The sequence below is a fragment of the Streptomyces sp. NPDC039480 genome (assembly GCF_055597165.1).
The window spans coordinates 478,357-490,569 of the sequence record NZ_JBVITX010000006.1 but is presented as its reverse complement, the minus strand read 5'-3'; the positions used below and the strand labels follow the sequence as shown (position 1 = coordinate 490,569).

The 12,213-nt window shown below is 70.5% G+C and carries 11 protein-coding genes; 1 reads left to right on the top strand and 10 read right to left on the bottom strand.

All coding sequences use genetic code 11. From position 1 onward, the window contains the following. Positions 1-82: 82 nt before the first annotated feature. The 6 genes from carB to pyrR all read right to left on the bottom strand — a co-directional run bounded on the left by carB (position 83) and on the right by pyrR (position 8,037). On the bottom strand, positions 83-3,391 hold the full coding sequence (gene carB, locus ACZ56E_RS21760; RefSeq protein WP_471216358.1) for a carbamoyl-phosphate synthase large subunit: 3,309 nt from the start codon (positions 3,389-3,391) through the stop codon (positions 83-85). Then, entirely contained in the window at positions 3,384-4,526 is a 1,143-nt protein-coding gene (carA, locus tag ACZ56E_RS21755; RefSeq protein ID WP_471216356.1) for a glutamine-hydrolyzing carbamoyl-phosphate synthase small subunit, read from the bottom strand. Before carA ends, carB begins: the two co-directional genes overlap by 8 nt. Then, a complete protein-coding gene (locus tag ACZ56E_RS21750) occupies positions 4,523-5,095 on the bottom strand; it encodes a PH-like domain-containing protein (RefSeq protein ID WP_471216435.1) in 573 nt (190 codons plus the stop codon). The genes carA and ACZ56E_RS21750 overlap by 4 nt, the downstream gene beginning before the upstream one ends. Before the next feature lie 5 nt (positions 5,096-5,100). Then, complete coding sequence (locus tag ACZ56E_RS21745; protein WP_468092858.1) at positions 5,101-6,387, bottom strand: dihydroorotase; 1,287 nt, start codon at positions 6,385-6,387, stop codon at positions 5,101-5,103. Between the two features lie 5 nt (positions 6,388-6,392). Further along, entirely contained in the window at positions 6,393-7,379 is a 987-nt protein-coding gene (locus ACZ56E_RS21740; RefSeq protein ID WP_468611553.1) for an aspartate carbamoyltransferase catalytic subunit, read from the bottom strand. An 85-nt stretch (positions 7,380-7,464) separates the two neighbouring features. Continuing rightward, positions 7,465-8,037, bottom strand: a complete 573-nt coding sequence (gene pyrR, locus ACZ56E_RS21735) for a bifunctional pyr operon transcriptional regulator/uracil phosphoribosyltransferase PyrR (RefSeq protein ID WP_362994752.1) — start codon at positions 8,035-8,037, stop codon at positions 7,465-7,467. Between the two features lie 224 nt (positions 8,038-8,261). On the opposite strand from pyrR, the gene bldD reads away from it, so the two are divergent. Beyond that, on the top strand, positions 8,262-8,762 hold the full coding sequence (gene bldD, locus ACZ56E_RS21730) for a transcriptional regulator BldD (protein ID WP_030787240.1): 501 nt from the start codon (positions 8,262-8,264) through the stop codon (positions 8,760-8,762). 218 nt (positions 8,763-8,980) lie between these two features. Here the strand turns inward: bldD and nusB are convergent, their stop codons facing one another. The 4 genes from nusB to ACZ56E_RS21710 form a co-directional block, all read right to left on the bottom strand. Beyond that, positions 8,981-9,415, bottom strand: coding sequence for a transcription antitermination factor NusB (gene nusB, locus ACZ56E_RS21725; RefSeq protein ID WP_468611554.1), 435 nt, complete (start codon positions 9,413-9,415; stop codon positions 8,981-8,983). 2 nt (positions 9,416-9,417) lie between these two features. Beyond that, a complete protein-coding gene (gene efp / locus ACZ56E_RS21720; RefSeq protein ID WP_468611555.1) occupies positions 9,418-9,984 on the bottom strand; it encodes an elongation factor P in 567 nt (188 codons plus the stop codon). A 57-nt stretch (positions 9,985-10,041) separates the two neighbouring features. After that, positions 10,042-11,148 carry a M24 family metallopeptidase gene (locus ACZ56E_RS21715; RefSeq protein ID WP_468611556.1) on the bottom strand — a complete coding sequence of 369 codons (1,107 nt, stop codon included), beginning with the start codon at positions 11,146-11,148 and terminating at the stop codon, positions 10,042-10,044. Positions 11,149-11,236: 88 nt separating this feature from the next. Next, a complete protein-coding gene (locus ACZ56E_RS21710; RefSeq protein WP_471216353.1) occupies positions 11,237-12,202 on the bottom strand; it encodes a Pro-rich N-terminal domain-containing protein in 966 nt (321 codons plus the stop codon). Between the last annotated feature and the right edge of the window lie 11 nt (positions 12,203-12,213).

Sequence of the window (12,213 nt, the reverse complement as noted above, 5' to 3'; positions counted from 1 at the left end):
AGGGGGTCCTCGGTGTCCTCACCGGAAGTCGGTGTTCTCACCAGAAGGGGGACACCGTCTCCGGTGTCCCCCTCGTGGGCTGCTAGTCGCGGGTCGCGGTCAGGTGTTCCGCGTGTTCCTGGAGCGAGCGGACGCCCACGTCCCCGCGGCCCAGCGCGTCGATGCCCTGGACGGCCGCGGCGAGCGCCTGGACCGTGGTCAGGCACGGCACGGAGCGTGCCACGGCGGCGGTGCGGATCTCGTAGCCGTCGAGGCGGCCGCCGGTGCCGTACGGGGTGTTGACGATGAGGTCGACGCCGCCGTCGTGGATGAGCTGGACGATGGTCTTCTCGCCGTTCGGGCCCTCGCCCTCGGACTGCTTGCGCACCACCGTGGCGTTGAGGCCGTTGCGCTTGAGGACCTCGGCCGTGCCCGACGTGGCGAGCAGTTCGAAGCCGTGCGCGACCAGTTCACGCGCCGGGAAGATCATCGAGCGCTTGTCGCGGTTCGCCACCGAGATGAAGGCGCGGCCCTTGGTCGGCAGCGGGCCGTACGCGCCCGCCTGCGACTTGGCGTACGCGGTGCCGAACACCGAGTCGATGCCCATGACTTCGCCCGTGGAGCGCATCTCCGGGCCGAGGACGGTGTCGACGCCGCGGCCGTGGATGTCGCGGAAGCGCGACCACGGCATGACGGCCTCCTTGACGGAGATCGGCGCGTCCATGGGGAGCGTGCCGCCGTCGCCGACGGCCGGCAGCATGCCCTCGGCGCGCAGCTCGGCGACGGTCGCGCCGAGCGAGATGCGCGCGGCGGCCTTGGCCAGCGGCACCGCGGTCGCCTTCGAGGTGAAGGGGACGGTGCGCGAGGCGCGCGGGTTGGCCTCAAGGACGTAGAGGATGTCCCCGGCCATCGCGAACTGGATGTTGATCAGACCGCGCACGCCGACGCCCTTGGCGATGCCCTCCGTGGAGGCGCGCAGGCGCTTGATGTCGAAGCCGCCGAGCGTGATCGGGGGCAGCGCGCACGCCGAGTCGCCGGAGTGGATGCCGGCCTCCTCGATGTGCTCCATGACGCCGCCGAGGTAGAGCTCCTCGCCGTCGTAGAGCGCGTCGACGTCGATCTCGATGGCGTCGTCCAGGAAGCGGTCGACGAGCACCGGCCGCGTGGGGCTGATCTCGGTCGACTCCTCGATGTACGCGGAGAGACGGGTCTCGTCGTACACGATCTCCATGCCGCGCCCGCCGAGCACGTACGAGGGCCGGACGAGGACGGGGTAGCCGATCTCGTCGGCGATGGCCTTCGCCTCCGCGAACGTCGTCGCGGTGCCGTGCTTCGGCGCGGGGAGCCCGGCCTCGGCGAGCACGCGGCCGAAGGCGCCGCGGTCCTCGGCGGCGTGGATGGCCTCCGGCGGGGTGCCGACGATCGGCACGCCGTTGTCCTTGAGCGCCTGGGCCAGGCCCAGCGGGGTCTGGCCGCCGAGCTGGACGATGACGCCCGCGATCGGCCCGGCCGCGGCCTCGGCGTGGACGATCTCCAGGACGTCCTCCAGGGTGAGCGGCTCGAAGTAGAGCCGGTCGGAGGTGTCGTAGTCCGTGGAGACGGTCTCGGGGTTGCAGTTGACCATCACGGTCTCGTAGCCCGCGTCGCTGAGCGCGAAGGAGGCGTGGACGCAGGAGTAGTCGAACTCGATGCCCTGGCCGATGCGGTTCGGGCCCGAGCCCAGGATGATCACCGCGGGCTTCTCGCGCGGGGCGACCTCGCTCTCCTCGTCGTACGAGGAGTAGAAGTACGGCGTCTTCGCGGCGAACTCGGCGGCGCAGGTGTCGACCGTCTTGTAGACCGGGCGCACGCCGAGTGCCTGGCGCACCTCGCGCACGACGTCCTCGCGCAGGCCGCGGATCTCGGCGATCTGGGCGTCGGAGAAGCCGTGCCGCTTGGCCTCGCCCAGCAGGTCGGCGTCCAGGCGCTCGGCGGCGGCCAGCTCGTCGGCGATCTCCTTGATGAGGAAGAGCTGGTCGACGAACCACGGGTCGATCTTCGTGGCGTCGAAGACCTCTTCCGGGGTCGCGCCCGCGCGGATGGCCTGCATGACGAAGTTGATGCGGCCGTCGGTGGGGCGCACGGCCTCTTCGAGGAGCTGCTTCTTGTCGCCGGGCTCGCCCACGAAGGTGAACTGCGAGCCCTTCTTCTCCAGCGAGCGGAGCGCCTTCTGCAGGGCCTCGGTGAAGTTGCGGCCGATGGCCATGGCCTCGCCGACCGACTTCATGGTGGTCGTCAGGGTGGAGTCCGCCGACGGGAACTTCTCGAAGGCGAAACGCGGGGCCTTGACGACGACGTAGTCGAGGGTCGGCTCGAAGGAGGCCGGCGTCTTCTCGGTGATGTCGTTCGGGATCTCGTCCAGCGTGTAGCCGACGGCCAGCTTGGCGGCGATCTTCGCGATCGGGAAGCCGGTGGCCTTGGACGCGAGCGCGGAGGACCGCGAGACGCGGGGGTTCATCTCGATGACGATGACCCGGCCGTCCTCGGGGTTCACCGCGAACTGGATGTTGCAGCCGCCGGTGTCGACGCCGACCTCACGGATAATCGCGATGCCGACGTCCCGCAGGATCTGGTACTCGCGGTCGGTGAGCGTCATCGAAGGGGCGACGGTGATCGAGTCGCCGGTGTGCACGCCCATCGGGTCGAAGTTCTCGATGGAGCAGACGACCACGACGTTGTCGTTCTTGTCGCGCATCAGCTCCAGCTCGTACTCCTTCCAGCCGAGGATGGACTCCTCCAGGAGCACCTCGGTGGTCGGCGAGAGGGTGAGGCCCTGCCCGGCGATGCGGCGCAGCTCCTCCTCGTCGTGCGCGAAGCCGGAACCGGCGCCGCCCATGGTGAAGGAGGGGCGGACGACGACGGGGTAGCCGCCGAGCTCGTCGACGCCCTTGAGGACGTCGTCCATGGAGTGGCAGATGTACGAGCGGGCGGACTCGCCGTGCCCGATCTTCTTCTTGACCTCTTCGACGACGCCCTTGAAGAGGTCGCGGTCCTCGCCCTTGTTGATGGCCTCGACGTTGGCGCCGATCAGCTCGACGCCGTACTTCTCCAGGACGCCCTGCTCGTGCATGGAGATGGCCGTGTTGAGGGCCGTCTGGCCGCCCAGCGTCGGCAGGAGGGCGTCGGGGCGCTCCTTGGCGATGATCTTCTCGACGAACTCCGGGGTGATCGGCTCGACGTACGTGGCGTCGGCGATCTCCGGGTCGGTCATGATCGTCGCCGGGTTGGAGTTGACGAGGATGACGCGCAGGCCCTCGGCCTTGAGGACGCGGCACGCCTGGGTTCCGGAGTAGTCGAACTCCGCGGCCTGGCCGATGACGATCGGGCCGGAGCCGATGACCAGGACGGACTGGATATCGGTGCGCTTAGGCACGCTGGCCCTCCATCAGGGAAACGAAGCGGTCGAAGAGGTACGCGGCGTCGTGGGGGCCGGCAGCCGCTTCGGGGTGGTACTGGACGGAGAAGGCCGGCTGGTCGAGCAGCTGGAGGCCTTCCACGACGTTGTCGTTGAGGCAGACGTGGGAGACCTCGGCGCGGCCGAAGGGGGTCTCGCTGGCCTTGTCGAGCGGCGCGTCGACGGCGAAGCCGTGGTTGTGCGCGGTGACCTCGACCTTGCCGGTGGTGCGGTCCTGCACCGGCTGGTTGATGCCGCGGTGGCCGTACTTCAGCTTGTACGTGCCGAAGCCGAGGGCGCGGCCGAGGATCTGGTTGCCGAAGCAGATGCCGAAGAGCGGCGTCTTCCGCTTCAGGACGGCGGTCATCAGTGCGACCGGGCCTTCGGCGGTGGCGGGGTCGCCGGGGCCGTTGGAGAAGAAGACTCCGTCGGGGGCGACGGCGTAGACGTCCTCCTCGGTGGCGGTCGCGGGCAGCACGTGCACCTCGATGCCGCGCTCGGCCATGCGGTGCGGGGTCATGCCCTTGATGCCGAGGTCGATGGCGGCGACGGTGAACTTCTTCTCGCCGACGGCCGGGACGACGTAGGCCTCCTTGGTGGCGACCTCCTCGTACAGGCTGGCGCCCTTCATCTGGGGCTGTGCCTGGACGCGGGCGGCCAGCTCGGCGTCCGATGCCAGTGCCTCGCCGGAGAAGATGCCGGAGCGCATGGAGCCGCGCTCGCGCAGGTGGCGGGTGAGGGCGCGGGTGTCGATCCCGGAGATGCCGACGACGCCCTGCCGCGACAGCTCGTCGTCGAGGGAGCGCGCGGAGCGCCAGTTGGAGGGGATGCGGGCCGGGTCGCGGACCACGTACCCGGAGACCCAGATGCGGTCCGACTCGTCGTCCTCGTCGTTCCAGCCCGTGTTGCCGATCTGGGGGGCGGTGGCGACGACGATCTGGCGGTCGTACGACGGGTCGGTCAGGGTCTCCTGGTAGCCGGTCATGCCGGTGGAGAACACCGCTTCGCCGAAGGTCTCCCCCACGGCCCCGTAGGCACGGCCGCGGAAGACGCGGCCGTCCTCCAGAACGAGTACGGCGGAAACCTTGCCGGTTCCCCTTGTGGAGGTCGTCATCGTGCGGTGCCTTCCGTAGTGCTGGTGTTGATCATGTTGCTGATGGCCTCGACCCACTCGGTGTGCTCGGCCGCGTGGTCCGAGCGGAAGCCGGAGTCGAGCAGCTTCCCGCCGTGTTCCCAGGTGACGATCAGGAGACCGCCCTCCGTGAGGACCTTGCCCGCGATGCCCTTGTCGAGACGGGCCTCGCGCAGCTGTGCGACCGGGATGAAGAAGTCGGTCGCGCCGGGGCGTACGACGTCCAGGCCCGCGTCGGTGAGCGTCAGCTCGACGCGGCTGCGGGTGCCCAGGCCGTGCGCCACGATGCGGTCGAGCCACTGCCCTGCCGTGGTCGAGCCGTGGTAGCGGCCGCTCAGCTCAAGTTTCGCCGGACCCGGGTCGCTCGGCGCGTCGGGCAGCTCGGGCAGGTCGCCCTGGAGGGTGCCGCGCCACTTCCAGCCCTCGCGCATCAGCCAGTAGACGAGCGCGATGAAGAGCAGGAGTCCGACGACCCAGCCGAGGCGCGCGGCCCAGTCGGTCACCTCCGCCGATTCCTTCTCGGCGGCCAGTTCCAGAAGAGGTGTTCCCAGAGATGTCACGTGAGCTTCCCGTCGTCGAGCGTGGCCCGACCCCGGAGCCACGTGTGCGTGACGCGGCCCGGCAGCTCACGGCCCTCGTAGGGAGTGTTGCGGCTGCGCGAGGCGAAGCCCGCGGGGTCCACTGCCCCACGGTAATCCGCGTCGACCAGGACGAGGTTCGCGGGCTCACCTGCCGAGACGGGGCGGCCGTGGCCGGTCGCCCGGCCGATCCGCGCGGGCTTGAAGGACATCCGGTCGGCGACGGCCTCCCAGGTCAGCAGGCCGGTCTCGACCATCGTCTGCTGGACGACGGAGAGCGCGGTCTCCAGGCCGACCATGCCCATGGCGGCTGCGGCCCACTCGCAGTCCTTGTCCTCGTGCGGGTGCGGGGCGTGGTCGGTGGCGACGATGTCGATCGTGCCGTCGGCCAGGGCCTCGCGGAGCGCCATGACGTCGCGCTCGGTGCGCAGCGGCGGGTTGACCTTGTAGACGGGGTTGTAGGAGCGCACCAGCTCATCCGTGAGGAGGAGGTGGTGCGGGGTGACCTCGGCGGTGACGTCGATGCCGCGCGACTTGGCCCAGCGCACGATCTCGACCGATCCTGCGGTCGACAGGTGGCAGATGTGGACGCGGGACCCGACGTGCTCGGCGAGCAGCACGTCCCGGGCGATGATCGACTCCTCGGCGACGGCGGGCCAGCCGCCGAGACCCAGCTCGGCTGAGACGACGCCCTCGTTCATCTGGGCGCCCTCGGTGAGGCGGGGCTCCTGTGCGTGCTGCGCGACGACGCCGCCGAAGGCCTTCACGTACTCCAGGGCGCGGCGCATCATCACGGCGTCGTCGACGCACTTGCCGTCGTCGGAGAAGACGGTGACGCCGGCGGCGGACTCGTGCATGGCGCCGAGCTCGGCGAGCTTCTTGCCCTCGAGGCCGACGGTGACGGCGCCGATGGGCTGCACGTCGCAGTAGCCGGACTCCTTGCCGAGGCGGTAGACCTGCTCGACGACGCCGGCGGTGTCGGCGACCGGGAAGGTGTTGGCCATGGCGAACACGGCGGTGTAGCCACCGGAGGCGGCGGCGCGGGTGCCGGTCAGGACGGTCTCGGAGTCCTCGCGGCCGGGCTCGCGCAGGTGGGTGTGGAGGTCGACGAGGCCGGGGAGCAGCACCTTGCCCTGTGCCTCGACGACGGTCGCGCCCTCGGCGGACAGGCCGGTGCCCACGGCCTCGATGGTCTCGCCGTCGATCAGGACGTCCTGCGCCTCGCCGCCGAGCACCTTCGCACCACGGATCAGGATCTTGCTCATGGGTTTTACTTCTCCTCGGAACCGGTGGGGCGGGTGTGGGTGACGGCGGGTTCGTTGCCGCCCAGGAGCAGGTAGAGGACGGCCATGCGGATGGAGACTCCGTTGGCGACCTGTTCGACGACCGTGCAGCGGTCGGAGTCGGCGACCTCGGCGGTGATCTCCATGCCGCGGACCATGGGTCCGGGGTGCATGACGATGGCGTGCTCGGGCATCTTCGCCATGCGCTCGCCGTCCAGGCCGTAGCGCCGCGAGTACTCGCGCTCGGTGGGGAAGAACGCGGCGTTCATGCGCTCGCGCTGCACCCGCAGCATCATCACGGCGTCGGACTTCGGCAGGACGCTGTCCAGGTCGTACGAGATGTCGCAGGGCCACTGCTCGACGCCGACCGGCACGAGGGTGGGCGGGGCGACGAGGGTGACCTCGGCGCCGAGGGTGTGCAGCAGGTCGACGTTCGAGCGGGCGACGCGGCTGTGCAGGACGTCGCCGACGATGGTGATGTGCCTGCCCGCCAGGTCCTGGCCGAGGCCCGCGTCGGGGCCGACGAGGCGGCGCCGCATGGTGAAGGCGTCGAGGAGGGCCTGGGTGGGGTGCTGGTGGGTGCCGTCGCCCGCGTTGATGACGGCGGCGTCGATCCAGCCGGAGGTGGCGAGGCGGTAGGGCGCGCCGGACGCGCCGTGCCGGATGACGACGGCGTCGACGCCCATCGCCTCCAGGGTCTGCGCGGTGTCCTTGAGGGACTCGCCCTTGGAGACGCTGGATCCCTTGGCGGCGAAGTTGATGACGTCGGCGGAGAGGCGCTTCTCGGCGGCCTCGAAGGAGATCCGGGTCCGGGTCGAGTCCTCGAAGAAGAGGTTGACCACGGTGCGGCCGCGCAGGGCGGGAAGTTTCTTGATCGGCCGGTCGGCGACCCGCGCCATCTCCTCGGCCGTGTCGAGGATGAGGACGGCGTCGTCGCGGGAGAGGTCGGCGGCCGAGATGAGGTGTCGCATCATCTGCGTGTACTCCGGTGTGTGGAGGTCTGCGGGCGCGCGGGCGCACAGGGGTGTGCCCCTGGGCCCGTGAGGGAGGAAACCGGTCTTACGCGGAGGCGGGCTTGGCGCCGAGCAGCACGGCGTCGCGGCCGTCCTCCTCGGCGAGCTGCACCTTGACCGTCTCCCGCAGCGACGTGGGGAGGTTCTTGCCCACGTAGTCGGCACGGATGGGCAGTTCGCGGTGGCCGCGGTCGACGAGGACGGCGAGCTGCACGGCGCGGGGGCGGCCGATGTCGTTCAGCGCGTCGAGGGCGGCGCGGATGGTGCGGCCGGAGAAGAGCACGTCGTCGACGAGGACGACCAGGCGGCCGTCGATGCCCTCACCGGGGATCTCGGTGCGGGCCAGCGCGCGCGGCGGATGCATGCGCAGGTCGTCGCGGTACATGGTGATGTCGAGGGAGCCGACCGGGATCGTGCGGCCGGTGATCTCTTCGAGCTTCTCGGCGAGCCGACGGCCGAGGAAGACGCCCCGGGTGGGAATGCCGAGGAGCACCACGTCGTCGGCGCCCTTGGCGCGCTCGACGATCTCGTGGGCGATGCGGGTCAGAACCCGCGCGATGTCGGGCCCTTCGAGCACGGGCCTGGCGACAGCGGAGTCTTTGGTGTCCTGCGTGTCCATATGAAAACGGACCTCCTTCTCCGCCTCACGGGACGGACCTTAAAGGACGTCGAAATTGCGCCAGTCATGCTACCAGTACCCGGCCCCCGGCACGTCATCGGCCTCCACCGAAGGGGCGGTAAGGACCTTTCGGCTTGACGCAGGCAAGTAACGCTGCGTAACCTCACAGTGAGTTACCAGCCACGCGGCGGAGCCGCATGATGTCGCAGCGTCCGGGGAGCTATATGTCCAGCGAATACGCCAAGCAGCTCGGGGCCAAGCTCCGCGCGATCCGTACCCAGCAGGGCCTTTCCCTCCACGGAGTCGAGGAGAAGTCCCAGGGACGCTGGAAGGCGGTCGTCGTGGGGTCGTACGAGCGCGGCGACCGTGCCGTGACCGTGCAGCGCCTCGCCGAGCTGGCGGACTTCTACGGCGTCCCGGTGCAGGAGCTTCTTCCCGGCACGGCCCCCGGTGGTGCCGCCGAGCCGCCGCCGAAGCTCGTCCTCGACCTGGAGCGTCTGGCGCACGTCCCGCAGGAGAAGGCCGGCCCGCTCCAGCGGTATGCCGCCACGATCCAGTCCCAGCGCGGTGACTACAACGGCAAGGTGCTCTCGATCCGCCAGGACGACCTGCGCACCCTCGCCGTGATCTATGACCAGTCGCCCTCGGTCCTGACCGAGCAGCTGATCAGCTGGGGCGTCCTGGACGCGGACGCGCGTCGCGCCGTCGCCCACGAAGAGGTCTGACCGCCGCGCGACACATCAGCAGAAACGTGCCGCCGGGGTGGCCGCAGCCGAAAGGCCGCGGCCACCCCGGCGGTTTTCTGCTCTGTCCCCGGATTTTTCCCCGGCATTTCTCCCCGGAGCATTTCCTTGAGAAACCAGCTTGGAGAAACCGGCCCGGAGAAACCGGAGGGCCCGCAGCGGATTGCTGCGGGCCCTCCGGTTTGGCGTACGACGACGCCTTACGACTCGTCGCGGCGCAGGGACGGCTTCAGGTCCTTGAAGCGTCCGAGCAGACCGTTGATGAACGACGGCGACTCGTCCGTGGAGAACTCCTTGGCGAGTTCGACGGCCTCGTCGATCACCACGGCGTCCGGCGTCCCGTCGACCCATACGAGTTCGTAGGCGCCGAGCCGCAGGATGTTCCGGTCGACGACCGGCATGCGGTCCAGGGTCCATCCGACGGCGTACTGCGAGATGAGTTCGTCGATGCGGCGCTCCTGCTCCGCGTACCCCTCGACGAGCTCCATCGTGTACTCGCTCACCGGCGGCTGCCGGGTGTCGGACCGCGAATGGCGTACCCAGTCCGCGAGGACCGTCAGGACGTCCGTACCGCGCTGGTCCGCCTCGAAGAGGATCTGGAAGGCGCGCTTGCGGGCCGTGTTACGAGCAGCCACGGTTAGCTGTTCACCCGACCGAGGTAGCCGCTGTCACGGGTGTCGACCTTGATCTTCTCGCCGGTGGTGATGAAGAGCGGCACGTTGATCTGGTGACCGGTCTCCAGGATGGCCGGCTTGGTGCCGCCCGTGGAGCGGTCGCCCTGGACGCCCGGCTCGGTCTCCTGGATGGTGAGCTCGACGGCGGCGGGCAGCTCGACGAAGAGGACTTCGCCCTCGTGCTGCGCGACGGTGGCGGTGAAGCCCTCGATCAGGAAGTTGGCGGCGTCACCGACGGCCTTCTTGTCGATGTGCAGCTGGTCGTAGGTCTCCATGTCCATGAAGACGAAGTACTCGCCGTCCATGTAGGAGAACTGCATGTCGCGCTTGTCAATCGTGGCCGTCTCGACCTTGACGCCGGCGTTGAACGTCTTGTCGACGACCTTGCCGGAGAGCACGTTCTTGAGCTTGGTGCGCACGAAGGCCGGGCCCTTGCCGGGCTTGACGTGCTGGAACTCGACGACGGACCAGAGCTGGCCGCCTTCGAGCTTGAGCACCAGGCCGTTCTTGAGGTCGTTCGTGGAAGCCACGGTTGCGGAATCTCCTGCACTGACTGACTGGTGGACGACCCCGGGCGGGCACGCGCGCTAGAGCGCGAGCAGTTCCTTGGTCGTGATGGTGAGTAGCTCGGGTCCGCCGTCCGCCTCGGGGCGCACGACGAGCGTGTCATCGATCCGGACACCACCCCGGCCAGGGAGGTGAACCCCCGGTTCGACGGTGACCGGCACGCAAGCGTCCAGTTTACCCATGGCCGCGGGCGCCAATTGAGGGTCCTCGTCGTTTTCGAGCCCCACACCATGTCCAGTCAGCGGAGCAAGGGCCTCCGCATAGCCCGCGGAGTCCAGTACGTGGCGTGCCGCGCGGTCCACATCGCGGCAGGCGGCACCGGGTACCAGGGCCTCGCGGCCGGCCCGCTGCGCGGCGAAGACCAGGTCGTACAACTCGATCTGCCAGTCGGCGGGCGACGTACCGATGACGAACGTACGGCCGATCTCGCAGCAGTAGCCGCGGTAGCTCGCCCCCAGACAGACGGAGAGGAAGTCGCCCTCCTCCACCCGCCGGTCCGAGGGCCGGTGGCCGCCCTTCCCGGAATTCGGGCCGGTGGCCACGGAGGTCGGGAACGCGGGGCCGTCCGCGCCGTGGTCGACGAGCCGCCGCTCCAGCTCCAGCGCCAAGTGGCGTTCCGTGCGCCCCACGAGAATGGACTCGAGGAGCTCCCCCAGCGCCTGGTCGGCGATCTCGGCGGCGATCCGCAGACAGGAGAGTTCGTCGGCGTCCTTGACCAGACGCAGCTGTTCGACCGCCGTTCCGAGATCCGTCAGGCGCAGTCGGGGCGCGACGGAACCGAGTGCCCGGTGCCGGGCGACGGTCAGGTGGTGCTCCTCGACGGCCAGCGCCCCGACGCCCGCGGCAGCCGCGAGGCCGGCTCCGGCGACGGCCGGGTCGGCACCCGGCGCGGGCAGCACCTGCACCTTCAGCGCTTCGTCGGGCCGCCCCTCGCCCTGCTGCGCACCGGGCGGACGCCCGCACAGCAGTACGTCCTCGGCGGTGCCGACGAGCAGCACGGCGCCGCGGGGCGCCGCACCGGCGAGATAGCGGACATTGGCGGGCCGGGAGATCAACGCCGCCGCGCCACCACCGGCGGCACACCGCTCCCGAACCCGCTCCCTGCGGACCGCGTACACCTCTGACATGGGGCGAGCCTACGAGCGCCGCCACCACACGGCCCGGCGGGCGCGTCCGACCGGGCGGCGCCCCCACCGCTCCGGGCCTACCTGCGGGCTACCACTTCGGAGGGCTGGCGATGGCGCGGGCCAGGACGTCGTCCAGGACTCGGGCCGTGGCGGGGACGTCCAGCTGGGAGTTGTCGATGATGGGGAGGCCCGAGCCGTACCAACCCGCCATGCGGCCGTGGATGCGGGCCACTTCCTCGTCGGAGAGGCGGCGGTTGCCGCTGCGCTCCGCGTTGCGCTCCAGGACGATCTCCAGGCCGGGGAGGAGGACGACCGGCAGGAGGCCGGGGCCCACGTGCCGCTTCCAGCCGCCGAGGCCGACGACCGGGCGGTCGGGGAAGACGGCGTCGTCGAGGATGCAGGAGATGCCGTTGGCCAGGAAGTTCCGCGCGGCGAAGCCGCAGGTGCGGCGGGCCAGGCGGTACTGCGCCTCCGAGTGGTCGTTCCACCCCGACTGGGGGTCGGCGAAGCCCGAGCGCACCCACTCGCGTACGTCGTCGAGGCTGATGTGGGCCGTCGGCACACGGCGGTGCTCGGCCCAGTACTTCGCGACGCTCGTCTTGCCCGCGCCGGCGGGCCCGATGAGCAGCACGGCGAGTGTCGTGCCGCCGGTGTCGGTCTGTGCCGTGCCCGGCGGAGGGCTCGGCATCGCCACGGGGCCGCCCGGCGGCAGTTGTATGTGGCCCGTCTGCCCCGAGGTGTCCGGCGGCGGAGGCACGGGGCCTGGCCCGTGCTGCGGGGGCTGGGGCTGGGGTGCCCCGTGCGGGGCCGCAGGAGCGTGCGGCATCGGCGCCTGCCCCGGCGCGTGAGCAGCCTGCGGCGGCTGCCCCTGCGGGCGCGGGGCGGACGGCGGGACGGGTCCGCCCGTGAATCCGGGCGCGGGAGGCACCGCTCTGTGCGGCGCCGCGCCCGGAGGCGGCGCGCTCGGGTGGTGTGCGGCCGGCGTCCAGCCGGTGGCCGGTCCGTGCCCCGGCTGATGGGGCGGCGGCAGCGGAGATCCCACTGCGTGCTGCATCCGGTGCCACT